Origin of the sequence: Methylophilus sp. 14 (genome assembly GCF_015354345.1) — a bacterium.
Lineage (GTDB): Bacteria > Pseudomonadota > Gammaproteobacteria > Burkholderiales > Methylophilaceae > Methylophilus.
Genome location: NZ_JADKYS010000011.1, coordinates 1 through 24,701 on the forward strand (window position 1 = coordinate 1; position 24,701 = coordinate 24,701).

Here is a 24,701-nt window from a genome sequence, read left to right on the forward strand (position 1 = left end):
TGACGCGCCGAGTAGCGCAATCAGCGTGGGAGTATTCGGCCATTGGCTGTTTGAGTTCCGCAACAAGCCACGAAGTGAGTGGCTTGTCAGGGCGAGTTTCAATGGCCGCCCACGCTGATGAGCAACGCAGGAAATAAGCGGAAGCTAGGGTGTCTTGTTCTTTGCCTTCTTTCTTATGGACAAGCATAAGAAAGAATGGTCGCCGTAAGGGCGAAATGGAATCTTCTGTGAGTAGCTAAAAGCTATTTAATGCAGATTTCGTTTGCATGCATGACTAAAACCCCAGATGTGGCCGCAAATAAGTCAACACGATAGGTAAGCCAATAGCGCTAATCACCCCGTTGAGCCCCATGGCCATGCTGGCATAGACGCCTGCCTCTTCGTTGACGCTAAACGCACGCGTAATGCCCAGGCCATGCGCGCCGACGCCAATGGCGGTGCCGCGTATCCACCATTGATGGACTTTGACGCTATTCAATATATAAGGTGCCAAAATCGCCCCCAGCATGCCGGTGATGACGGTAAACACAGCGGTCAGTGTCGGCGATACATTGAGCCGCTCGGCAATGCCCATGGCAATCGGTGCGGTGACCGATTTGGCATACATGCTGCCGATAATATTGTCGCTTGCGCCCATCCATTTGGCGATGGCCACCGCGCTGACGATAGACACCGTACTACCCACCGTCAGTGCCACCCAGATATGAAAAATCTTGCCCTGCATGCGTTTAAAGCCATTGTAAATTGGCACCGCCAAAGCCACCGTGGCTGTGCCGAGTAAGAAGTGCACAAACTGCGCGCCTTCAAAATATTTTTCATACGGCATGTCAAGCAGTGCAATGGCCAGGCAAGTCAGTATCACCGAGATGGCGACCGGGTTGACCAGTGGGTTGCGCTTGGCGCGCACATACAGCAGGTAGCCAATCTGGTAAGTGGCTAATGTAATAATCAGCGCAAATAGCGGGTCGCCAGAAAGATAGACCCAGATTTCGGAAATCGGGATACGCTTATTCATGACGTTGCCCCTTGTTGATGGTGATATGTTTGTGACGCTTGAGCGAGAAGTACCAGAACACTTTGAGCACGATGGCGGTCACCGCAATGGTCAGGATCACGCTGACTACCAGCGCGGTGCCAACTGCCAATGCATGGGTTTGCAGTTCGGGCAAAAACAGCAATACGCCTACCGAGGCAGGCACAAACAATAGCCCCAGGTGCTGGCGAAAGCTGTCGGCCACCATGGCCAGGTCGCTATTGACCTGCCCTTTCAGGCATAAAAATGTCAGCAGCAAGAGCAGGCCGAGTACCGGCCCCGGAATGCCGGGCAAAAAGAACTTGCTCAGCAGTTCGCCCAGGCCTTGCCATAAAAAGAGTTGAACCAAACCTGATATCATGCGATCCCCTATAGGTCTGTCCGTCGATCAGACGGGCCCATTCTTACAATTGTTGATTGCCGCGATGTTAATGTCATTTTTCCGATTCAGCTATATTTTTTTGAGCCGCGTTTTGTTCATGTTTGCCCTGTGTGGCTTGCCACAGGCGCTGGCCGACACCGAAGAGGATGGCCGTTACTGGCTAAGCATCTACACCCAGGGCAAGCTGCCTGCCGACAACTTTTACTGGAGCATGGACACGCATCCGCGTTGGCGTGACGAAGGCCAGCATTTTGACCAGTTAATTTTGCGGCCATCAGTGTTTTACAAGTTCAACGCGAACAGCAGCGTCTGGTTGGGCTATGACACCATTATCAGCCATCCGTCTGGCCAGTCTGCGCAGCGTGAAAACCGCCTGTGGCAGCAGTTTCAACACCAGTTTGACGAGGTGGCCAACGTCACTTTCACCAGTCGCACACGCTTTGAGCAACGCCGCCGCGAAGACTTTCAGGATGTCGGCCACCGTTTGCGGCAGATGGTCAGAGCGAGCACGCCTAGCCAATGGCATCCGCAGTTGCAGTGGGTTGTCTATGACGAACTTTTTATCAACCTGAACCAGACCGAATGGGGCGTGCGGCGTGGCATAGACCAGAACCGCCTGTTTCTGGGCGTGAATTGGAAGTTTAGTAATTTTTCCAATGTCGATGTCGGTTACCTGAATCAGTTTGTGAATACGCGTACCACGGACCGTGAAAACCACGTATTGATGACCACCTTCCGTTTCAATTTCTAGCCGCAGCGCCAGAAAGCCCTTGTGTTAAAATATCGCTTTTGTTTTCAAGTTGATACGCATGACGCAACTGTCGATTTCCGCCACTGAACAATGGTTACGTGACGCGCTTTCAAAACGCATCCTGATTCTGGATGGCGCGATGGGCACCATGATTCAGCAATACAAGCTGACGGAAGCGGATTATCGCGGTGCGCGTTTCAAGGACTTTCAGGGCCCGCCGGGCGAGCGCGAGCTGTTCGTTAAAGGCAATAACGAACTGCTGACGTTGACGCAGCCACAGGTGATCCAGGAGATTCACGAAAAATACCTGGCCGCTGGCGCAGATATTATCGAAACCAACACCTTTGGTGCCACCAGCGTCGCGCAAGACGATTACCATATGGCGCACCTGGTGTATGAGATGAACGTCGAGTCTGCCAAGCTGGCCAAAGCCGCTTGCGTCAAATACAGCACGCCAGACAAACCACGTTTTGTCGCCGGTGCCTTGGGCCCTACGCCCAAAACCGCCTCAATTTCACCCGATGTCAATGACCCGGCTGCTCGTAATGTCAGCTTTGACCAACTGGTGACGTCCTACATGGAGCAAATCCGTGGCCTGGTCGATGGTGGCGCGGATATCCTGATGGTGGAAACCATCTTTGATACGCTTAACTGTAAGGCGGCGCTGTTCGCCATTGAGAGTTTCTTTGATGAGCAAGGCAAAACCTGGCCGATCATGATCTCCGGTACGGTGACCGATGCGTCGGGCCGTATTTTGTCCGGCCAGACCGTCACCGCTTTTTGGCACTCGGTGCGCCATGTCAAACCGCTCACGGTTGGTTTGAACTGCGCCCTCGGTGCGACCTTGATGCGACCATACGCCGAAGAACTGAGCAAAGTTGCCGATACCTTCGTCTGTATCTACCCCAACGCCGGTTTGCCTAACCCGATGTCAGATACCGGCTTTGATGAAACGCCAGAGGTGACGTCTAGCCTGGTGAAAGAGTTTGCCCAGAGCGGCTTTATCAATATCGCCGGTGGCTGCTGTGGTACCACACCGGGCCATATCAACGCGATTTACGAGGCCATCAAGGCCTTGCCGCCACGCCAGGTGCCAACGCTACCGGTGACCACCAAGCTATCAGGCCTGGAGCCATTTATCATTGATGAGAACTCTTTATATGTGAACGTGGGTGAACGTACCAACGTCACCGGCTCCAAAGCGTTTGCGCGCATGATCATCAACGAGCAATACGAAGAAGCGCTGAGTGTGGCGCGCCAGCAGGTCGAAAACGGTGCCCAGGTCATCGACATCAACATGGACGAAGGCATGCTGGATGCGGTCAAGGCCATGACGCATTTCCTCAACCTGGTGGCGTCGGAGCCTGACATCGCTCGCGTGCCTATCATGATCGACTCCTCAAAATGGGCGGTGATTGAAGCTGGTTTGAAGTGCGTGCAAGGCAAAGCGATTGTTAACTCGATTTCGATGAAAGAGGGCGAGGCTGAGTTTCTGCGTCAGGCCAAGTTATGTCAGCGCTATGGCGCCGCCGTGGTGGTGATGGCGTTTGATGAAACCGGCCAGGCCGATACTTTTGCGCGCAAAACCGAGATTTGCAAACGCGCTTATGATTTATTGGTCGGCAGCGGCTTTCCGCCAGAAGACATTATCTTCGACCCTAATATTTTTGCCGTCGCCACCGGCATTGAAGAACACAACAACTACGCCGTAGACTTTATCGAAGCCACACGCTGGATCAAGCAAAACCTGCCATACGCCCGTATTTCTGGCGGTGTGTCTAACGTGAGTTTCAGCTTCCGCGGCAACGAACCTGCGCGTGAAGCGATTCATACTGTGTTCCTCTACCACGCCATCCAGGCCGGCATGACCATGGGCATCGTTAACGCGGGCATGGTCGGCGTTTATGACGATATTCCTGCCGAGTTGCGTGAGCGTGTGGAAGACGTGGTACTCAACCGCGTGGTCGATCCTGACAATCCACTGGCCGCCACCGAGCGCATGATTGAGATCGCCGGGACCTTGGTCGCCGGTGGCAAGAAAGCAGAAGCGACATTGGCCTGGCGCGGCACCCCGGAAGCTCCAGTGCCTGCGAACAAGCGCCTGGAATATGCGCTGGTGCATGGCATTACCGACTTTATCGTCGCCGATACCGAAGAAGTGCGCCAGGACATCATGAACAACGGCGGCCGCCCGATACACGTCATCGAAGGTCCGCTGATGGATGGCATGAACGTGGTCGGTGACCTGTTTGGCCAGGGCAAGATGTTTTTGCCGCAAGTGGTGAAATCCGCCCGCGTGATGAAATCTGCCGTGGCGCATTTGATCCCGTTTATTGAAGAAGAAAAAGCCGCCGAAGAACGTCGCACCGGCATGGTCGCCAAGCCTAAAGGCAAAGTGGTGATTGCGACGGTGAAGGGCGATGTGCACGACATCGGCAAAAATATCGTTTCGGTGGTGTTGCAGTGCAACAACTTTGAGGTCGTCAACATGGGCGTCATGGTGCCCGCAGCGGAAATTCTCGAAATGGCTAAGCGTGAAAACGCCGACATTATTGGTTTGTCTGGTCTGATCACGCCGTCGCTCGAAGAAATGGCCTACATTGCCAAAGAGATGCAGCGCGACCCACATTTTGTCGAAAATCAGACGCCATTACTGATTGGTGGGGCGACTACCTCGCGTGCGCACACGGCGGTGAAAATTGCGCCTAACTACGAAGGCCCGGTGATTTACGTGCCGGATGCCTCGCGCTCCGTCAGCGTCATGCAAAACCTGCTCACGCCAGAAACGCGCGGCGCTTATTTAGCCGAGATTCAAGCCGATTACGAAAAAGCCCGTCATCAGCATGCCAACAAAAAAGGCGTACCTTTGTTGAGCCTGGCCGATGCACGTGCCAATGCCGCCAAGCTAGACTTTACCGGTGCTAATGCGCCAGTGAAGCCTAAGTTTATCGGCCGCCGCGTGTTTAAAAATATCGACCTGGCACTGATTGCGCAATACATAGACTGGGGCCCGTTCTTCCAGACCTGGGACCTGGCCGGTTTTTATCCAGCGATTTTGAAAGATGAAATCGTGGGCGAAGCCGCGACCAAAGTGTTTGCCGAAGCACAGATCATGCTCAAGCGTATTATTGATGGCCGCTGGCTCAGCGCCAATGGCGTCATCGCCTTGTTGCCTGCCAATCAGGTCAATAGCGACGATATCGAGATTTATACCGATGACACCCGTAGCCAGGTCGCACTCACCTGGTACGGCATGCGTCAGCAAACGCAAAAACCGGTCATCGACGGCGTCGCCAGACCTAACCAGTGTATGGCGGACTTTATTGCGCCTAAAGGTGTGGATGACTATATCGGCCTGTTTGCCGTCACCGCTGGCCTGGGCATGGAAAAACGCCTGGCGGATTTCGAGAAAAATCACGATGACTACAACGCCATCATGTTCAAGTCACTGGCCGATCGCCTGGCCGAAGCCTTTGCCGAATACATGCACGAGCGTGTACGTAAAGACCTGTGGGGCTATGCGTCAGACGAAGACTTAAGCAACGAAGCGTTGATTAAAGAGCAATACAAGGGTATCCGTCCGGCACCGGGTTATCCGGCATGCCCTGACCACACCGTGAAAGAGGATATGTTCAAGGTGCTGCAAGCCACCGAGATCGACATGCAACTCACTGATAGCTACGCCATGATGCCAGCGGCGGCAGTAAGCGGCTTCTATTGTGCGCATCCTGAGTCCAGGTATTTCAGCGTGGATAAGATTGGGAATGATCAGTTGGAAGACATGGCGCAGAGACGCAATGTGGATAAGGCTTGGTTGGAGCGGTGGTTGGCGCCTAACCTTGGGTAATTGATTTGTGATTGCATTAAAAGGCGTACTGAGAGGTGCGCTTTTTTTGTTTGAGTGATTATGAAGGTAATTGTTTGGATGTGATATTGGCGGGTTGTTGTCAGGTGATTTTTCGCCTTTAGGCGAGTTACTTTTCTTTGCTTGCCCAAAGAATAAGTAACCAAAAGAAATGCACCCCAGCTTCCGCTTGTTCCCTGCGCTACTCGGTTTGTCGGGCGTCAATCAAAAACTCGCTCCTACGGAGCTCAAACAGTTGCTTGCCGACAACTCCCGCCAATCCTGCGTTGCTCGGCGCGGCAGATGGGGACCCCAAACACCATGCGACTGCAACCACTCGCGAATTGAAGAAAAAGAATCTGGTTTTTGAATCGTCCAAACTGCGACGAGGTTACTTAGGTGAGAGTAATCCCATCCCATCACGCTGAGTAGCGGAGACGAAGTGGGGGTATTCGGCCATCGTCTGTTCGAGTTCCGCGGTGGCTTGTGTCTTTTGCAAGCCGCTAGGGCGAGTTTCGATGGACGCCCACTTTGTTGAGCAACGCAAGGGAGCCGTAGGCCGTGATGGCTGGGTGTCGTCCTCTTTGGTTACTTTCTGGGGGACAAGCACCAGAAAGTGACTCGCCAACAGGCGAAATTAGATGTGACCTTATTCGGCGATATTTCTATATTCGCAAACCACTTTCAACGTGGAGAATTACCTTTTTAATAAAGGCTCAATTGCAGCCATCAATCTCTCCGTTGCCCCTCTATGCTGCAACGTAAACCCCTTCGCCGCTTGCGCCATCGTTTGCACTTTGCTTCTATCCGCCGCCAACGTAGCAATCATGTTATGCAACTCAGCCACATCGCCTAGTTGCACCGCCGCATCTGCGATCACCGCCGCTTGCGTCACCTGCGCAAAATTAAACATATGTGGCCCCAATATCGTCGGCACGCCCATGGCCGCTGCTTCAATCAGGTTTTGCCCGCCCAACGGCTGCAAGCTGCCGCCTATCACGGCAAAATCACTCGCTGCATAATAGGTGTACATCTCCCCCATACTGTTGCCCAACACCACCTGCACGTCTGCATTCAATGTCTGCGCTAGCTCGGTACGCAATACAAAACGCAGGCCACGCGCTTTGAGTAGTGACTCAACTTCAGCAAATCGCTGCGGGTGGCGCGGCACTAACAGGGTGAGTACATCTGTGCCTTGTACGGCGTCGAGGATGAGTGATTCTTCGCCCTCGCGCGTACTGGCGGCCATCAACACGGTGCGATCTTTACCCAGCAACTGGCGCAACTCAACGCCTTTGGCAGCGCTATCCGCTGGCGGCGTGACATCAAACTTTAAATTGCCGCAGATGATTGGGTGTTGTGCCCCAAGTGCTTGCAGGCGCTCGGCATCAGCTGCGGTTTGTGCGGCGACCAATGATAATTGTTGCAGGCCGGTGCGCGTCAGGCTGCCCAATTTGGCATAGCCTGTGGCCGATTTTGCTGACAGGCGCGCGCTGAGCAGGGCCATCGGAATCTGCAAGCGCGTGGCCTGGTTAATTAAATGAAACCAAAGTTCGGTTTCCATCAATAACCCTAATGCCGGGTTGAAATGCGTGAGAAAGCGTTTGACGGCGCCTGGGGTGTCTACCGGTAAATAGGCTTGCAGCACACGGCCACTGGCAATCTCTTGTTTAAACAACTGGCTGCTGGTGTCGCGGCCAGTAGGGGTGCCGTGGGTAATCAGGATCTGGTGGCTTGGGTAATGCGCCAATAAGGCCAAAATCAACGGCTGCGTGGCGCGCGTTTCGCCCACTGAGACGCAATGCACCCAAATAACAGGTGCGTGTACGGGTTGCGTATAAAAGCCATAACGCTCACCCACATGCTGGCGGTATTCAGGTTGCTTGAGGCCGCGCCAGAAAAGCTTGAGGGGCAGCAGCAGCGCCACTGCATACATCAGCAGGGAATAAACGAATGTTGGCATGGCGCTATTCTCGCATATTTGCGTCTGATGTCGCCTGCGTGCACCAATGAAATGCATGCAAAACACGAGAGTGATGACTCACCTATGCCTGAGCCCTTATAGTAAAAGTGATTCACAAAATGCAAGCGATACGCACCAAAAATAGGCGTAAAAAATGGGTTGACGTCAACAAAATATAGGCATAAATTATTGCCACCAACACAAGATGTTGTGTTTAATCGGGGCCGCATCTCAATCCGTAGCGTGCGTCCATATAGGCGTGTAAACGCTTGTTTCAAGCCGATTTTGTTCCAACGCGTTGTCAGCCGCAGGGATTTTTTCCGGTTCACAACGCGTTATCAATTAATAAGAATCACCAAAGGTGGGAGAACTCGATGCTGAAAGCCGTTGAACAAAAGAAAGTCCAGTCAGAAGAGGTCGCCGTCGATATTCCGGTGCAGCCTGTCTCGCTTGATATTTGGGACAAGAAATACCGTCTCAAAACCAAGTCTGGTGAGCATGTTGATCAAGACATGGACGATTCTTACAGCCGCGTGGCACGCGCACTGGCCGACGTTGAAACCACCGAAGATAAAAAAGCCGAATGGCACGAAAAATTTCTGTGGGCGTTGCGCCGTGGCGCGATCCCGGCAGGCCGCATTACCTCCAACGCCGGTGCGCAAGAGCACAAACCAGCTACCTCTACCATTAACTGTACGGTCTCCGGCGTGGTTGAAGACAGCATGGACAATATTTTGGGCAAAGTGCACGAAGCGGGCCTGACCCTCAAAGCCGGTTGCGGCATTGGTTATGAGTTTTCTACCCTGCGTCCTAAAGGCGCATTTGTCGCGGGCGCGGGAGCCTACACGTCTGGTCCATTAAGCTTTATGGATATCTACGACAAAATGTGTTTCACCGTGTCATCTGCTGGTGGCCGTCGTGGTGCGCAAATGGCGACGTTTGATATTTCGCATCCTGACGTGACTGACTTTATCAAAGCCAAGCGTGAAAATGGCCGCTTGCGCCAGTTCAACCTGAGCTGCCTGATCACCAAAGAATTTATGGAGGCCGTCAAAGCCGATGCTGAGTGGCGTCTGGCGTTCCCGGTCACCGAGAAAGAAGCCATTATCGATGGCCTCAATGTGAACGACGAATCCCAAGTGGTGTGGCGCGACTGGCCGATCAAAGGCAAATATCTGACCAAGCTGGATGGCCCAGAGGCTGGTAAAGTCGCTTGCCGCATTTATAAAACCATCAAGGCACGCCGTCTGTGGGACGTGATTATGTCTTCCACCTACGACTTCGCCGAGCCAGGCTTTATCCTGATCGACCGCGTCAACGAGATGAACAACAACTGGTTCTGCGAAAACATCCGCGCGACCAACCCCTGCGGCGAGCAGCCTTTGCCACCTTACGGCGCTTGTTTGCTAGGCTCGGTTAACCTGACCAAGTTTGTGCGTCAGCCGTTCACCGACCAAGCCTCTTTTGACTGGGATGAATACCATCAAGTGGTTGCCGTGTTCACGCGTATGCTGGATAACGTGGTTGAAATCAACGGTTTGCCATTGGAGCAGCAACGCCAAGAGATCGCCCGCAAACGCCGTCACGGCATGGGCTATTTAGGCTTGGGTTCTACCCTCACCATGCTCAAAATGAAATACGGTGATGAAGACTCCATCAAGTTCACTGAAGAAGTGACCCGCGTCATGGCCGAGGTGGGCTGGGAAGTCGGCGTGCAACTGGCCGAAGAAAAAGGCGCTGCGCCTATCATGGACGAGAAGTTTGAAGTCACTGCCGACATGCTGCGGGTGCGCCCGGAAATGGCGGCCGATGGTATCAAGGTTGGCCAAAAACTGGCCGGTAAAGTGCTGCTGGGTAAATACAGCCGCTATATGCAGCAGTTCCCAGAAGGCCTGCGTAACCAGATCGCCACCAAAGGTGTGCGTTTCACCCACCACAGCTCTATCGCGCCAACGGGTACGATCAGCTTAAGCTTGGCCAACAACGCCAGCAATGGTATCGAGCCTAGCTTTGCCCACCACTATGCGCGTAACGTCATCCGTGAAGGCAAAAAGTCCAAAGAGAAAGTCGATGTATTCAGCTACGAGCTGCTGGCCTACCGTGAACTGGTCAACCCGAACGCCATGCCGTTCAGCGATAAGCCAGAAGAGCAATTGCCGGATTACTTCCTCGACTCATCCACCATCATGGCCAAAGCCCACGTCGATATTCAGGCCGCGGCCCAAAAATGGATTGATAGCTCCATCTCCAAAACCATCAACGTGCCGACCGACTACGATTTTGAAGACTTTAAAAACATCTACCTCTACGCCTATGACAAAGGCCTGAAAGGGTGCACGACTTTTAGGTTTAATCCCGAGGCGTTCCAGGGCGTGTTGGTGACCGAGAAAGACTTAGAGAGCACAACCTACAAGTTCACGCTGGAAGATGGCACCGAGATCGAAGCCAAAGGCAACGAAGAGATTGAGTACGATGGTGAGATTCATACGGCAGCGAATCTTTTTGATGCCTTCAAGGAAGGTTACTACGGTAAATTTTGATTGGAAGTAATTTTATAATTCTATTTTAAAACATACTGTTACATAACTGTTTGTCTAACATTACAGTGCTTTAATGTTCAAATTGTCTAACATTGAACAAAGTGATTGAGCAAAGTGTCTAACACTAGTTTTTCTGCAGCTTTGGCAGAAATAAAATAACTAAGTGTCTGCCATGGAACTCTTTTTCACGGATAAAAATTTCAGCATAGCGGGAACTCCATTTATTGGAGTTCCCTTTTTTATGGATGCTAACTATAGACTCCAAGATGAAATAAACGATTTTTTTTCCAAAGTCCTAATCGAAAGAGCTAAATCACCTCAGACTTGGAAAAGTTATGCATATTGGTTGTTGGATTTTTTTAAATGGGCAAGTGCTAATGGAGTTAACTGGAAGCGTATAACTAGGCAAGAGATAGTCGCTTACAGGAATTGGTCTCTAGAAGAATGTAATCTTAAGCCTTCGACTGTGAATGGACGGATCACTGTTCTTAAGCATTTTTTTGATTATGCCGAGCGTCTAAACATAATTAAAAATAATCCAATAAATTCAAAGAAAAGTACGGGATTTGCGACCGCAGACTCAGATTTCTTAGCTCATACTCATACAATTTACTATCAGCGTAATGATTTCACCGTTAAAGAAAATACTGAACTTCCGAAGTTTTTCTCCGATGATGAGTTAAATAAAATTGCTAATGCAATAAAGTCTGAACGTTTAACCTTGATGATAAGAATCATGTTGGAATGCGGGTTGCGGAGATCTGAAGTTTCGAAATTACCTGATGCTTTAATACAAAAAGCTATTAAAGACGCTTTCTCACTCGGTTCCGATAAAGAAGTTCAAATAAAGTTGCCAGCTGAAATTTGTAAAGGGGGGAAGTCAAGAAATGTATTTATTAGTTATTCAACAGTTATGCGACTAATGCAATATCGAAACTTGGTTCGTCCTGAGCATGTAAAAAAATACAGAGCAAAACATAAAAAAAATCCTAAAGCATTTTGGCTAACTCAAATGGGTTCAGAATTTCAACCAACAACACTAAGTATTGAAGTAAATGAGTTAGGTAAAAAAATAGGAATTGATACAAACCCACATAAATTCAGGCACACCTTTGCGACAAACTACTATTCAATCACAAAGGACTTAAGAGGCCTTCAACTGCTGTTGGGACATTCAAATATTCAGACTACAACAATCTATGAACATACTGCGGTAGATGATAGGTTCGGGTACTTGGCGGAATACCATCGGCATATAGATCATTTAATTCAATCATAGGGCAGACATGGGTACGCCACATAAGAACAAAAAAGATTACTCAATGAAGTCTCAGCCAATTGAGTCGGCTGTTAAAAATGAGCCAGGATCTTACAAGTTTGAAATTGATGGAGAGTTGCTAGATTTTAGTAAATTCAAGCTATCAGCTTTAAAACATGAAGATATAGGATGGGCTCTTGCAAAGGTTACTTGGCGTAAGCGAAACGAAATTTCAGCTGCAACAGCACAAACATATTGGTATTCAATAGATCGTTTTTTCGAGTTTTTAACAACTCAAAAATCAACACCTAAAGTCTCAGAGATCAATCAGTTACTTATAAACGACTTTATATATTGGCTTAATTCTGTAGCCACTCTGCGCTTGTCTACAAGTGATCCACTAGCTGAATCGTCAAAGCGAAAAATCTGGGGACACATCCGCGAGTATTTCATGAGTTTGGCAGATGAGGATCGAACATTTCAAAATCTTGAATTACCAACACACGTATTTGATTCTGACAGTGGCGAATCTTTCAAGCCTTATTCAAAAAATGAACTGATTCAAATATCAAAAGCTAGTTTTTCCGATACACGAAAAATAGTGAATGGAACATCCAAAATCTATAGATCTGCTTACATTGGAGAGTTAATTCCACATGCCATTCGAATATTGATAAAAACTGGAATTAACCCGGAAGTGTTGTTTGATCTGGATATTACTAGCATATCTGTCAAGTCCAGCCATATTTTAAACTCTTCACGACTCATTTTGCCAATTAAGCGAAGATCTGGGAAATCGCAAAATATCTCGTTGCAAGATGAAGAGTCAGATGGCATCAGGGTTAAAAGCAATGTAATTCGATTGTTGGAGGAAGTTGAAAATTTAACAGAGGCGACTAGGAAAATATTGCCTAGCAATAGTCCGTTAAAAAATAAACTTTGGTTGGTCAGAGGTGAAGGCGGGAAGATAGATATTTTTAGCAATTTTTCCTATTACATGAGTCTTCAAGCATTTTCAAAACGGCACGACATCGTTGACGATTCAGGAGATAGGCTGGTCATAAATTTTCGAAGATTTAGACCTACGTTTGCTGAAGAGATATTGAGAATTAATGGAGGTGATGTTCGAGATTTGCAAAAGAGACTTGGGCACTCTCACCTCCGTACTACCATGGGCTACTTAGACCCTAATCTTGAGGAGAGGAAGGAAGCCTTCCATTACTCAGGCTTGGCATTAGTAAATTGGGTATTCAAAGACGAAAAACCGTCATCATTGAAGTTGGTTGCTGAAGACTTGGATATATCTGAAGAGAATGCCAGTAAGCTCATTAGCGGTGAGTTTAATGTAAGTGTCGGGAAATGCAAAAATCCTTTTGACTCCCCTCTCCAAGGGGTCAAAAAAGGAGATTTCTGTACACAGTACCTCGCCTGTTTCAGATGTCATTACAGTGTTATTTTGAAAGAGGATGGACATCGACTATTCAGCTTTTACCACTGGTTAATATCAAAGAGAGCGTTGGTCGGAGATCAAAAGTGGCAAGAATCCTACGAGTGGATTATTGATATCATCGATAATGAAATAGCACCCAAACTAGGGGATTCCGAATGTGTTCTATCAATGAAGAGGGAGGCAGAATTGAATCCTTTTCCTATGTGGTCAAGAGAACAATAATTAAGAGATCATTATGATTAGTGCTTCAATTAATACTTATAACCTCACGACGCTCTCGGATACCACCTTAGATGAACGGCAAAATTTAACGATATCACCTAAGTCAAAGTATAAGGATGACTCCTGGGATTTTAGTAGTTTCGAGGAGAATCCCAATGTAAAACCATCCGCTTCGATTCTTCGTTTTGATTTCAAACTCCAAAATGGGCAATCCATTTTGGATGCAAGATATGAACCAATGCGAGCAGTTTTCAAAGAAATAATTTATGCAATTGCATCATCAACGCATAAAAAACTGCCGAGTCCACCTACGCTCAAGAAAAAATATACCGGCTTTAGGTTTTTATTCAATTGGATGAGTGAGAACAAATTTACGAAGCTCGACCAACTTAGACTTGAGGACATTAATGAATATATCATTCATGTAAAGTCGTTAGATTTACACCCAATGACTAAGGTTAGTTATGTGGAAGTGTTGGGTTTGATTTGGGAGCATCGCAAACAATTAAACCACGGTTTTTTATTTGATCCCCTTAAAGGCAAGTCCCCAGAAAAAGTTTTAGGGATAAAGAAGGATGATTACAGGGATCACAAATATGACTTTATTCCAGACTCAATTTGTCAGGATTTAATCAGATCCTCAGTCAACCTGATCAGAGAAAAAGGGGCGGACTTAGTAACAGCATTGTTGATGCGCGAGGATGCAAGACTGAATGAAATAAAAAAAGGAACTTCCAAGGCAAATAAAGACCGGGCCAAAATAAAGGCGTTAGAAGGGACTAATTTCACAAACTATGAAGTTACTGAATTAGCCCGACAATTACTTACTTGTTGTTACATCATCATTATCTTTTTTACTGGTATACGAGCTTCAGAAATGTTGACGCTTGGTCCAGGACGTATTGAGCAGGAAGGCGATACTACTTGGATACACGGGAGACTTATAAAAATAAAGAAAAAGCGAAAGAAATGGATGGCACCAAAAATTGTTTATGAAGCTTTCATTCTTGCACAAGCGCTTACTAAACCAATGCGTAATGCCATAGATTACGAATTAAGCTTTGTAACGGATAAATCTGTGATTGATGAGCTTGAAACCTTACGATCTCAGTTGTTTTTGGGGTGGAGCAGTAAGCGAGAGCATGGCTATCATTTTGCACATGGACCACAAGTTTCTAACGTGAAAGGTTCGATACATACTAGTTTGAAAGAGATTGTTGAAGTATTTAATTTGACCGATGAGGATGGTAGCCTTTGGAATTTGCATCCACATCAATTTAGAAAGTCTTTTGTTCGTTTCATGTGTGCAAGAGTGATGAATATTAGGTATCTCCAAGAACATTTAGGTCATACGTCTTTAGATATGACAGCTTGGTACGACACTGATGATGTGGAATTAACTTTGGAGATCGAGAGTTATCTGAAAGAACTAAAAGTTAAAAAGTTGTACCCAATATTCGAACAGAATCAAAATATCACTGGAGCAGCAGCGGAAAGCATCCATCAGGAGCGCCAAGATCACTATAACGGAATTGTCTCGCTTAAAGCCCGAGAATCATTCATTCAGGCTTTAGGCGAGGATGTGACTCTCAGGAGCACTGGCCATTCGTGGTGTATGAGTGACTCCACCAATGGCAATTGCACTGGGGTGGTGGGTTGCATGATGGATATTAGTATGACTCAGAAATGCAAAAGCGCTTTAATCACAGTGGAGCATTTGCCGGCCTGGCACAAAAAGAGGGAACAGTATGAGTCTCTTGCTCTGTCGTCGGGGATCGGTATTCATCAGAAAGATGCAATTAAAACAGTTCTGAATGAGACTATATATCCAATCATCAAAGCTCTATCAAACGATAGTGGAGTAGAGCATGGTCGCGAATAAAAATGCAATCTCAGCTCTCGCTCAGAATCGTGTTGAGTTAGAAGAGCAAACTCACACAAAGCTTTTGCAAGCCATCACACGGATTAAAAATGGAGTACCGGAAACATTTAAACTTAAACCGGCAGGCAAAGTAACCGGTATCCAGTTGGCAAAAGAGGCTGGAGTTTCACGCGCTTCACTGTATGGAAATCACAAAATATTCTTAGAAGAGCTTATAAAGATCAATAGCAAGCGATCCTTAAGCGTCTCTGCAAAGCGAAAACTTACAGAAAAGAAAGCTGAAACAGACAAAGAGATAATTAAACAACTCAGTAATAGTCGGGAGTTGTTAGCACAGGAAAACTATAGGATTAACGAGGAAAATAAAAGACTAAAAAGAGAGATTGAGAATTTGAATTCTCAATTATATTCAGCTGGAAACGTTATTCCAGGAAAATTTAACCGGGATTCTAAAACCTAAAAAGGCACTTAAATAGAATAATTTCATGGCTCACCACAGAACATTCTCATCAATAATTTGAAGTTAATATTACTGATATGGAATGAATCTTACAAAAACTTCTGAAAATAACTTTTGATGAGTATTGATTTTTGAATACGATGCATGAGGCCTCAAATATTCTTAAGGCTTTTTGATTTTGGTTATATTTATCAACATTTCAAAAAAACTTCGCTTGCAATCAGGCATGCTTAATCCAGTTTGTATTGAATAAGTCATTGATTATATTAAATTCTATTTATTTACTTTTCATTTGGTCGCTGGTAGCATTTTCTAACCAAGTTTAGAGAATGTCAGCGATGCTATCTATGTTTCGCGTCAGAACTATCATTTTCAATTCCTTTGAAAGGCTTCCGATTTTGATAAAGCCGAATGATCTGCCTAATTATGATGCAGGAGTTTACTATTTCAAGTACTGAAAATATCTACAACTTGTATGTCTTCACTGACGGAGAGTACGTCACAAAGATTGGGATTAAATCACATACTTTTGATGAATATTTTGAGGATGCAAAACAGATCTTACTCAGTGCCATCAACACTGACCTCGAAAGCGCCATTATGTATTCCCCGCCGAAAATTGGCGAGTCAGAAAGAGATTTTAAGCATTCCTACTTGATGGCCATGCTTGAAAATGACCAGTGCATAGAGATATTTAATAATATTTTATCTAGTGGATACGGCGAATATAGAGTTTCATGTTGTATCTCTGTAATTCAAGAAACAAATATCGAGTTGAGCGGTATTCCGTTGGCAAATTTAAGGCTCTTGAATAAACCTATTGTCAAAACAGAATATGTTTCAGCAACATGCTCTACTAACGTTTATAAGTATGAGCCTAAATTGATCTTGAGTCGCGACTACTTTGATACGATTAAACAACTTCATAAAAGCAAATCGTACTATGCTTGCTTCAAATTAATTTTAGAGCTCATTGATTTAGTGGCTTACATTCAATTCGGAAAGTCTGATGTTGCATTCTTTCAATGGCTAGATACTTACGCTAGGTGGAGTTGGCCTGGATATTCAAAAGAGACTTTTCTGGCATTTAGGAATTCAATATTTGTTACTAATGCATTTGTAGTTAAAAACGATCAAACGATCACTGTCAAAATTTCTGACTTCAATCGGGAAGAAAAATGTATTGCTGGTCCAGGAGTTGAGTTTTACTACGAGAGGTTGAACTGTTTGATTGAGTATATGGAATATGCAGTTTTTGATTGGCTGCAAGGCTACTCTCAACCAGATGATATTTTAATGTTTATAGACCGCTACGAAGGGCGACATTATTCAGTATCACAAAGAGGATACAAATGAGACCTACAGTTCAATTTAAATGTAAAATGATGACTATAGGTATCATAATCGGATTATTTCATGGGTGAAGTTCTTTCAGTACCACGATACAGTAATGTGGATCGCCAAAAGTATGATGGTGCAACATATACTCCAGTTCTGTTCGCTAACTTTGTCGCTGAGCAGATACTTAAGATTGCAGAACTTCCTAAAGATGAAACGATTCGAATTCTTGACCCAGCGTGTGGCGATGGTGCGTTGCTCGACGCATTGATCAATCAACTACCTCTAAGCTTCAGAGGCCGGATTGAGGTAGTTGGATTCGATACTGATCAAGAAGCTATCAAAACTGCATCACAACGGCTTGAATATACCTTCCCTGATGTAAACGTACGTCTGGAACGTAAGGATTTTCTAGACTATGTTCTGAAACTGGGTAGTCCTGAAGATCTATTTATAGATAATCGAACACAAGAACGATTCCATCTTGTCATTGCCAATCCACCATATGTTCGCACACAAATCATGGGTGCGAAGCAGGCGCAGCAACTTGCTCAACGTTTCGGCTTAAGTGGCCGTGTCGATCTCTACTATCCTTTCTTGCTAGGAATCTCCCAGGTATTGGCAGAGAATGGGGTAGCCGGTGTAATCACATCCAATCGTTTCATGACCACTAAATCTGGCCAGGCAGTGCGCCGAGAAATGCTGTCTCGCTTTCGAATTGTGCAGGTTTGGGACCTTGGTGATACAAAGCTATTTGATGCTGCAGTATTACCTTCCGTGCTGTTGGCGAGAGGTCGATCAGATTCGCAGAGTGCTCATCTCGGTGATATTGCTTTCTCAACTATCTACGAAACCAAGGATTCTGCGACAGCTGAGGCTGAGGATGTGATTTCATCTTTATCCGTCGATAACGACACCGTCGTTACAATATCTGATGGTCGTCGCTTCAGAGTTCGCCATGGTGTGCTTGATAACGGAGGAGATGCCGATGGGGTCTGGCGAATCGGGACTCAAGCTACAGATCAATGGCTAGCGACAGTAGAGGCGAATGCCTGGGGAAATTTTCGGCGCATCGGAAAAATTAGAGTTGGAGTTAAATCTACGGCAGACAAAATTTTCATCCGTAGTGACTGGAACAATCTCCCAGGCGGTAGGCCAGAGTTACTGAGACCTTTGATAACTCGCAAATGCGCACGTCGCTTCAAAGCAATGGTTCCTGAAAACGCAAAACATAAAAAAGAGATCCTTTACCCTCATGTAGCTACGGAAGCTGGTAGGGCTGCAGTTGATTTAAGTAAATTTCCAAATTCCGAAAATTATTTGGAAATGCATCGTGAGGCTCTCGAATCGCGCACATACCTTATCGAAGCTGGCCGTAACTGGTATGAGTTATGGGTTCCACAAGATCCTGGGGCTTGGCCAGAACCTAAGCTTGTTTTTCCTGACATTTCCACAAAGCCTATTTTCTGGATTGACACGGATGGAGGTGTTGTTAACGGGGAGTGTTATTGGTTGCAATGCGAAAACAAAGATGAGCAAGATATTCTTTGGCTGGCACTTGCTGTGGCTAACTCAACTTTCATTGAAGCATTCTACGATCATCGGTTTAATAACAAACTTTATGCAGGTAGGCGACGTTACATTACCCAGTATGTTGAGTTGTTTCCTTTACCCAATCCTGAATGCGATGAAGCAATTGCAATCATAGATTTGGCGAAAAAGATTCATGCAAGCATGCCTTCTGCAGAGGCTGACGAGCTTGCTCAAGATCTTGACGCGAAAGTTTGGCGTGTTTTTGGATTAGAGTCCGAAAAAGTTTCTAGGTAACGGGATTTGAATTTTCCCATTTGTAACTATTCCTTCAAAGCGTCGGAACCTGGTAAAAAAGTCAGAGCCTGTTGTAACAAATAGATTTGTAAGTGTCACTTGCTGGCCATTTGTTGTTGCGTAAAACACTGCATAACGCGTGTCGCAATGTCGAGGGTGATGCTCTCCGAGTTGTGGAATATCCAGATTGCCTTCGCTATTCGGCAACACCAAGCCTAAATCAATTGTAGGTGATGTTTGTAATTTCACTTCTAGCAATTGGTGGCGTATGTCTGGAAACTGTCCATTATCTTCGTAACGACTATATCCCAAGCACTCGCAAATCAAACGATGAAGGGCTGCACCTCGATTTCGCTCTTGATCTACCCCAGGATCAGCAAAAGATGAACCTACTAACACTGATAACCGTTCAAAGATTTCCTGAATTGGCAGTAATCTACCGCTTTCAGGAAAAGCAATGGGACTTACACTAGGTGTGAACGTCAATCTGGAGTTTAAATGTGCCAACATCGGTGGCGAGTCTTCTGCTGAAATCAATTCGAGAGATTGCGGGCCAAGTGTGAGACCTGCCTGATATTTTCTAGTAATTGTCCCTGTTGTATCCAAGAGTGCAAGTTCTTGACCATTGACCACTTTGACCCTCAAGATGATATCTGCCTCAGATATCTGAATAATCGCGTAACGCCGAGTTGGAGATAGCTCTTCATTCCAGATTTGTAGATTTGTTGATTTCTGAGTGTAGATGTCGAGTTGTTGACCAAAGAATCTAGGTTGTGTCTTCCTAAAAGACTGTGGTGCTGGGTAGCCGATTGCCTCACAAACTGCCGATTTAACGACTTTCGAGCGTGTTCTTAATGGCAACCCACTTAGACTAATCCCTATTAGAGATTGGTTAAGAAGTATTTCAAGGTGTGGTGTTGGTATCCAAAAATTCGCATCTCCAACTTCGATAGGTGTGTAAATGTCGAAGCCAGATAATTGAAGAGAAATTTTGTAATCAGAGGGGGCCTTTTGAGTCATTTTTTGTTCTCAGTGTAAGCAGTTCAGCGACGCTGACTCCGAGAGCATGAGACAGTACTTCTAGAGTACTTAAAGAGACATTTCGCTCTTCGCGCTCCACCGACCCTATATATGTCCGGTGAAGTTCACAACGATCAGCCAATTCCTCTTGTGAAAGGTCATTTTCTTTTCGGAAAGTGCGCACATTTTCAGCGAGGACGGCGCGGAGTGAGGGGCTTGGCAGTCTTGGCATCGTCAGAGTTACTTAAAAGCTTATTGTTTCCGACTGATGACTATAGTGCTACAGACTATAAGTAGCATCTTTGTTTTTGAAAGGAATCAAATTGCATCCTGAAAATAGCTTTTATCTGCGCTTGCTATCAAGTAACTTTACTCATGGCGATAATGGATTCTTTTTGAGCGATGCCGCACCACAAGTCGTCTATGCCACCGATGATCATAGACATTCCTGCAGGGTGAGAACATTTATCAACTAGGACGCGCCATTCATTTAAGTCAATAGTGGATGGAGAAGGTATGGTTTCAGGGTGTGTATGCCACTCACCCAGATAAGTAATCTGCCCTTGGCTTTCTACCCAATATTTTTTGGCAATATCTGAGTGAATTTTGTCTGATCTAATCCAGTGATAGCGACTTCTAATATCGTACTCGGTGGGTTCAGTTACATGAATTACTTCGAAATGATTTCGCCTTCTTTTCCCGAGCAAGATACCGCCAGCTTCAGGTTTATTTTCTTCATCTTGGGCATAACTTCTAATCGTGGTGATCGCCTCATCCGAAAGCAACATCAAAATTCCATTTTTAAGAATTACCCAGCTTTTGTGATACTGCATGCAGGACAGTCCGGTTGTTTAATTGGGTCAAGATCGGGTGACTTTTTATTATAGTTACGATCAATAACCATCGTTCTCAGAAGTGGGGAGCTTTCGTTATTAAGCCAGTCCATTATATGATTACTAGCCAAGGATGCAGCAAATAATGCAGCGGTGGCTGGGTATTCAACATATAAACTTTCGCAGCCATGGCCTCCAAGTTTAATCTCGTATTCTTTATCAACAGCCGGATAAATAGGTTCTCTATCAATGCTAGCAAGGCAACGATAACATGCACTTGATTTAGTCGGTTGTAGAATGCTGCGAACAACGGCACCAGGACCCTCTATCCAAACTGTGAGTACAGGAGTGAAGTTTTTCTGATTGAGTTCACTGCTTAGCCAATCGCTAAGTGACTGCTCTCCAGTAGCATTCACAACAAGGTCGTAACTTTGGAGGAATGAGTAATTTTTTATGTTTAGCTTGGAGGTTCGGATGTCAGCCGTCGGGAATGAAACTCCAAGCTGAATTTTCAAGGCATCAGATTTATATGAGAACAAAGACTCAAAGCCTAATTTATGCCTGCCGATATTACCTAGCCCCAAAGTCTCTTTATCAATTATGGTGAGGCTTCCTCCTGAAAACCCAGCTCCGCTGCGCACCAGTAAGTCTGAAAGATGCCCTCCAATAGCTCCTGCTCCAACAAGTAAAACTTTCTTGCCCATCAAGTTTTTACGGTTAGGTTGATTTCTTTCTACCATATAAGCATCATCAACTCTAACCGTTTCCATTACTCTGAATTTTGATGACCCTAATAGATTCCTTGCTTGTTTAACTGATTTAAAAGGCAAAGTAAGTTCTGGCATATCAACATTAGCAGCATATTTGGATGTTGGAGATGACATAAGGATCACTGCGAACCGATTGCCTTGCTCATAAATCGTTTTTAATCTCTTAATTATTTTGCCGGCAGCTTTCTCATCCAACGAGTATTGCCAGTCCAGAAACTCCGCTAGAGTTGAAGGTGGCCAAGTGCGACCGTCTGTATATGGATAGGGATTGGAGTTGGTCTCAATTGTGCAGCCTGGTAAAGGAAAATCGGTCAGATTAAGATTAAGCGGTTTGAGTTTTTTTTGTGATCTGGCTCGATCATCGGTAAATATCGCGGACACCCATCCGCCTTCATCATTCTTTAGACCATAGACGGAAACATATCCAGAGTGAGTGTCTTTAGTATCCAAATAAAGTCTTTCATGGGAGAACGAAAAGTAATCCCAATGTATGAAGAATTCATTAGCTAAATCATCATAGAGCTTGCCTTCTAAAATACTAGATAAAACCTTGCCAGCTCTCTCAATACATGCCAGCACTTGGCTTGCTGGATTGAAAATATCCAAGGCTAGTGTGCCACTGACGGAGTAGCAGAGACTTCCAGAGGCTCCGATATGCGGCGCCCTTGGTTTTAATGATTCAGGTATTTTGACCAGGCGGATATCTGGGGGCTTATCAAACTCATTGAGAGTGAGTTCGATATCAAATGAACCTTGGGGAATATGAAGTTGGCCTACATACTTATACACTCCAAGTTTCCATGGAGTGTATTCGACAAAGCCATGCTCAAGTAGGGCGTAGTGAACGTCTTGTAAAGTTTGCAAGACTATTATCCAGCTTCGGTTCTACCTACTAAGGGCGTAGGTAGAATGGCAGCAGGTGACAGTTTGATTGTTTCATCAGGGGTAGTCACAGTTACCAAATCAGGCCTATTTGGCAATCGTGTGCCAAACTCATTTCGCAGCCAATGACATACACTAACAGTATCGTTAGAAGCTAAGGCGGCAGACAGCTTAGAGTTTAAATCCTCATATTGATTAGCAATATCAGATAATTCTTCTGCTGAGATTCGATTGGTTAAACATTCCTTTTCATTGACAGGATTATTTACAACTCCACGCAGAACATTCGGTAATCCCCGTAGAACCTCTTCTAGAGCTAAGTCATCACGCCCATGGAATTTTTTGAAAAGCGGGGCCGCAGCGGCCATCAGCAAGATTGAGGTTGGACCACCTTCCTCCCAAATAAAATCACGATATCCTTTTAGATATCTCACTACGTCTCGTAGTTGATCACCTTTCAGTTTACATTGAGCGTCAAACCAGTCCTTAACGGCACGGGGATCTGAATCAATCCAGTCATCATTACGATGTGCTAAAAGCACCTTCACTCTTGGAAGTTGATCCCAGGACTCATACTTCGCCTCAGTAAACATACCATCCATTGTTACTGCTGCTGCCTTCGTTAAGGTTTCAAATTCAGTGTCCTCAATGGCATACAAAGGAATGTCGATATGTGCTTTGTTATTGATAATAATTCGAGTGCAAGTAGGTTTAGTGGATACTAATGTCCAGCCATTTTCATCAGCCAAAGGCTGTAAGGTCTTCTCTACAGCTTGAAAGAAAATCTTTGCAGCAGTGCTGGGTTTTTTTATCTCCTGCAGATAGCTCAATGGTAAATAACAACCATCATCAAGATCCGCCTGTTGATTTCCTTGAAGGGGAGCATTCAATGTCTTATAGGCCCAGGAGCCTTGAGTGTAAAATCTCGGTTTTTCGAATGCATGACCCACTAACTGTTCCAACGCAGCGGGTAAGTTATCCTTCAATGCATTTCGAATCTCTACTCTTGCTCCGAGGAGATCTTTTTTCTCTGAATCCTGAAGATCGAGATTTTTAATGTAGCAATCATCAGGTCCATTGCTGAATAACTTACTACAGTTTAGCATCGTCATTTCCTTTCAGGTTTTCACGAACAGTGGCAAGATTTAGTGCGTTGTGTTGGAAGAATGCATTGAAATCATCTTTTCCAGTTGCAGTTTGAACCAAAGCAGCTGCAGACCCTTTTAAACGTTCGGTAGCTTGTAAACTTACATCTGCTAAGTCGGGTGCGCTTTCAGGCCGAGCGTCCATAGTTGGCAGGCGATATACCTTTCCAGGTAACATATGATCGTCAACCATGAAGGCTGACATAGCCTCTTGGGCTGAGGCTGCTAAATCGAAAAAGCCTAATCCCCAATCTAGTAATCCTTGATTTAATGGCTTACTAAGATTACCTAATAGTTTTGGCGACAGTGTGCCAATAGACAAAACGCGCAAATCATCTTGCCCAGTGGATGTGTCGCCAAACAATGCTGGCCGTACATTGAAAAACATCATGGCTTCATGAACAGCGACTTGAGTTGGATCATTTGCAACAAGTCCGCCATCTACAATTCGATAGTCGTTAACCTTATGTATTGGAAAATAGACTGGTGCAGCCGAGGTTCCTAATGCCACATCGACAATTGGCAACTCTTTGTCAAAAGTAAATGACTTATGGTGATCGGTTTTGAAGAACTTGGGTAAACCAGTTCCGTAATTAATAGCCGGAACAATGATGGGATGAAGAACATCCTTTAATCGTTTACTGCCGAAAAATTCAGAAGACTCTAATAGCTCTTTTAGCGGTGTGGGATCGTACCAGGCATTGTCAGCCTGCTTGGTCTCTTGGGATAAGGCTTCCTGATTTAAAAAACCATATGCTAATTTATCGCAGAAGGTATTTTGCTGAGCAAACTCTTGAATATGGGGAAAATTTGGCTTTGGCTTATTGAAAAGCTTTGGTCCCAATTCTTCCAGTGCAATTCTGATTTTTGCAGCCGGTATCTCCAAAGCTAGAGCAAGTCCGATTATCCCGCCGATAGATGTTCCTGCTATCAGATCAAAGTGTCTAGCAATTGGGTTGCCATCATTATGTTTCTCAATGAGCTCAAGTGCATGAGCGACATGCAATCCTCTATAGCCCCCTCCTGACAACGACAACACTTGAAATCTTTTCGGTTGTTTCTCCACCCTGATTCCTTTCTTATCGGTGCCCAAGTTGGGCG

At 45.8% G+C, this 24,701-nt stretch carries 18 protein-coding genes; 9 read left to right on the forward strand and 9 right to left on the reverse strand.

The annotated features are described in order from the left end of the window. Window positions 1-274 precede the first annotated feature (274 nt). Together INP78_RS14315 and INP78_RS14320 are read right to left on the reverse strand one after the other, a co-directional pair. Window positions 275-1,015 (reverse strand): LrgB family protein, encoded by a 741-nt coding sequence (locus INP78_RS14315; protein WP_194742881.1) that lies wholly within the window; start codon window positions 1,013-1,015, stop codon window positions 275-277. Then, entirely contained in the window at window positions 1,008-1,394 is a 387-nt protein-coding gene (locus INP78_RS14320) for a CidA/LrgA family protein (RefSeq protein ID WP_194742882.1), read from the reverse strand. The genes INP78_RS14315 and INP78_RS14320 overlap by 8 nt, the downstream gene beginning before the upstream one ends. Before the next feature lie 118 nt (window positions 1,395-1,512). Here INP78_RS14320 and INP78_RS14325 point away from each other — a divergent pair, with 118 nt between their 5' ends. Together INP78_RS14325 and metH are read left to right on the forward strand one after the other, a co-directional pair. Beyond that, entirely contained in the window at window positions 1,513-2,166 is a 654-nt protein-coding gene (locus INP78_RS14325) for a DUF2490 domain-containing protein (RefSeq protein ID WP_228522926.1), read from the forward strand. Window positions 2,167-2,224: 58 nt separating this feature from the next. Continuing rightward, the gene (gene metH / locus INP78_RS14330) at window positions 2,225-6,013 is read left to right on the forward strand and encodes a methionine synthase (protein WP_194742884.1); all 3,789 of its coding nucleotides are present in this window, start codon (window positions 2,225-2,227) and stop codon (window positions 6,011-6,013) included. A 694-nt stretch (window positions 6,014-6,707) separates the two neighbouring features. On the opposite strand, the gene waaA is transcribed toward metH, so the two are convergent. Then, complete coding sequence (gene waaA, locus INP78_RS14335; RefSeq protein ID WP_194742885.1) at window positions 6,708-7,973, reverse strand: lipid IV(A) 3-deoxy-D-manno-octulosonic acid transferase; 1,266 nt, start codon at window positions 7,971-7,973, stop codon at window positions 6,708-6,710. 374 nt (window positions 7,974-8,347) lie between these two features. On the opposite strand from waaA, the gene INP78_RS14340 reads away from it, so the two are divergent. From INP78_RS14340 to INP78_RS14370, 7 genes are all read left to right on the forward strand, one after another. Then, a complete protein-coding gene (locus tag INP78_RS14340) occupies window positions 8,348-10,513 on the forward strand; it encodes an adenosylcobalamin-dependent ribonucleoside-diphosphate reductase (protein ID WP_194742886.1) in 2,166 nt (721 codons plus the stop codon). Between the two features lie 172 nt (window positions 10,514-10,685). Next, complete coding sequence (locus INP78_RS14345) at window positions 10,686-11,792, forward strand: tyrosine-type recombinase/integrase (RefSeq protein ID WP_194742887.1); 1,107 nt, start codon at window positions 10,686-10,688, stop codon at window positions 11,790-11,792. A 7-nt stretch (window positions 11,793-11,799) separates the two neighbouring features. Then, complete coding sequence (locus tag INP78_RS14350; protein WP_194742888.1) at window positions 11,800-13,443, forward strand: phage integrase SAM-like domain-containing protein; 1,644 nt, start codon at window positions 11,800-11,802, stop codon at window positions 13,441-13,443. 13 nt (window positions 13,444-13,456) lie between these two features. Then, on the forward strand, window positions 13,457-15,325 hold the full coding sequence (locus INP78_RS14355) for a site-specific integrase (protein ID WP_194742889.1): 1,869 nt from the start codon (window positions 13,457-13,459) through the stop codon (window positions 15,323-15,325). Continuing rightward, entirely contained in the window at window positions 15,312-15,785 is a 474-nt protein-coding gene (locus INP78_RS14360; protein ID WP_194742890.1) for a hypothetical protein, read from the forward strand. Before INP78_RS14355 ends, INP78_RS14360 begins: the two co-directional genes overlap by 14 nt. 426 nt (window positions 15,786-16,211) lie before the next feature. Then, window positions 16,212-17,141 (forward strand): hypothetical protein, encoded by a 930-nt coding sequence (locus tag INP78_RS14365; protein ID WP_194742891.1) that lies wholly within the window; start codon window positions 16,212-16,214, stop codon window positions 17,139-17,141. A gap of 60 nt (window positions 17,142-17,201) precedes the next feature. Further along, window positions 17,202-18,950 (forward strand): N-6 DNA methylase, encoded by a 1,749-nt coding sequence (locus INP78_RS14370; RefSeq protein ID WP_194742892.1) that lies wholly within the window; start codon window positions 17,202-17,204, stop codon window positions 18,948-18,950. On the opposite strand, the gene INP78_RS14375 is transcribed toward INP78_RS14370, so the two are convergent. The 6 genes from INP78_RS14375 to INP78_RS14400 form a co-directional block, all read right to left on the reverse strand. Continuing rightward, window positions 18,924-19,970 (reverse strand): restriction endonuclease, encoded by a 1,047-nt coding sequence (locus INP78_RS14375; RefSeq protein ID WP_194742893.1) that lies wholly within the window; start codon window positions 19,968-19,970, stop codon window positions 18,924-18,926. The two genes, INP78_RS14370 and INP78_RS14375, sit on opposite strands and share 27 nt — an antisense overlap. After that, window positions 19,948-20,202 (reverse strand): helix-turn-helix domain-containing protein, encoded by a 255-nt coding sequence (locus tag INP78_RS14380; protein ID WP_194742894.1) that lies wholly within the window; start codon window positions 20,200-20,202, stop codon window positions 19,948-19,950. The genes INP78_RS14375 and INP78_RS14380 overlap by 23 nt, the downstream gene beginning before the upstream one ends. 127 nt (window positions 20,203-20,329) lie before the next feature. Beyond that, window positions 20,330-20,803: a Mov34/MPN/PAD-1 family protein gene (locus tag INP78_RS14385; protein ID WP_194742895.1), complete on the reverse strand. Its 474-nt coding sequence runs from the start codon at window positions 20,801-20,803 to the stop codon at window positions 20,330-20,332. Further along, on the reverse strand, window positions 20,779-22,437 hold the full coding sequence (locus INP78_RS14390) for a ThiF family adenylyltransferase (RefSeq protein ID WP_194742896.1): 1,659 nt from the start codon (window positions 22,435-22,437) through the stop codon (window positions 20,779-20,781). Before INP78_RS14390 ends, INP78_RS14385 begins: the two co-directional genes overlap by 25 nt. 5 nt (window positions 22,438-22,442) lie before the next feature. Further along, window positions 22,443-23,561, reverse strand: a complete 1,119-nt coding sequence (locus INP78_RS14395; RefSeq protein WP_194742897.1) for a cyclic GMP-AMP synthase DncV-like nucleotidyltransferase — start codon at window positions 23,559-23,561, stop codon at window positions 22,443-22,445. After that, entirely contained in the window at window positions 23,548-24,666 is a 1,119-nt protein-coding gene (locus tag INP78_RS14400) for a CBASS cGAMP-activated phospholipase (protein ID WP_194742898.1), read from the reverse strand. The genes INP78_RS14395 and INP78_RS14400 overlap by 14 nt, the downstream gene beginning before the upstream one ends. Window positions 24,667-24,701 lie beyond the last annotated feature (35 nt).

Excerpts from the sequence above, each read along its gene's own strand:
- INP78_RS14315 (WP_194742881.1), bottom strand. The coding sequence starts at position 1,015 with ATGAATAAGCGTATCCCGATTTCCGAAATCTGGGTCTATCTTTCTGGC.
- INP78_RS14320 (WP_194742882.1), bottom strand. The coding sequence starts at position 1,394 with ATGATATCAGGTTTGGTTCAACTCTTTTTATGGCAAGGCCTGGGCGAA.
- INP78_RS14325 (WP_228522926.1), top strand. The coding sequence starts at position 1,513 with ATGTTTGCCCTGTGTGGCTTGCCACAGGCGCTGGCCGACACCGAAGAG.
- metH (WP_194742884.1), top strand. The coding sequence starts at position 2,225 with ATGACGCAACTGTCGATTTCCGCCACTGAACAATGGTTACGTGACGCG.
- waaA (WP_194742885.1), bottom strand. The coding sequence starts at position 7,973 with ATGCCAACATTCGTTTATTCCCTGCTGATGTATGCAGTGGCGCTGCTG.
- INP78_RS14340 (WP_194742886.1), top strand. The coding sequence starts at position 8,348 with ATGCTGAAAGCCGTTGAACAAAAGAAAGTCCAGTCAGAAGAGGTCGCC.
- INP78_RS14345 (WP_194742887.1), top strand. The coding sequence starts at position 10,686 with ATGGAACTCTTTTTCACGGATAAAAATTTCAGCATAGCGGGAACTCCA.
- INP78_RS14350 (WP_194742888.1), top strand. The coding sequence starts at position 11,800 with ATGGGTACGCCACATAAGAACAAAAAAGATTACTCAATGAAGTCTCAG.
- INP78_RS14355 (WP_194742889.1), top strand. The coding sequence starts at position 13,457 with ATGATTAGTGCTTCAATTAATACTTATAACCTCACGACGCTCTCGGAT.
- INP78_RS14360 (WP_194742890.1), top strand. The coding sequence starts at position 15,312 with ATGGTCGCGAATAAAAATGCAATCTCAGCTCTCGCTCAGAATCGTGTT.
- INP78_RS14365 (WP_194742891.1), top strand. The coding sequence starts at position 16,212 with ATGATGCAGGAGTTTACTATTTCAAGTACTGAAAATATCTACAACTTG.
- INP78_RS14370 (WP_194742892.1), top strand. The coding sequence starts at position 17,202 with ATGGGTGAAGTTCTTTCAGTACCACGATACAGTAATGTGGATCGCCAA.
- INP78_RS14375 (WP_194742893.1), bottom strand. The coding sequence starts at position 19,970 with ATGACTCAAAAGGCCCCCTCTGATTACAAAATTTCTCTTCAATTATCT.
- INP78_RS14380 (WP_194742894.1), bottom strand. The coding sequence starts at position 20,202 with ATGCCAAGACTGCCAAGCCCCTCACTCCGCGCCGTCCTCGCTGAAAAT.
- INP78_RS14385 (WP_194742895.1), bottom strand. The coding sequence starts at position 20,803 with ATGCAGTATCACAAAAGCTGGGTAATTCTTAAAAATGGAATTTTGATG.
- INP78_RS14395 (WP_194742897.1), bottom strand. The coding sequence starts at position 23,561 with ATGCTAAACTGTAGTAAGTTATTCAGCAATGGACCTGATGATTGCTAC.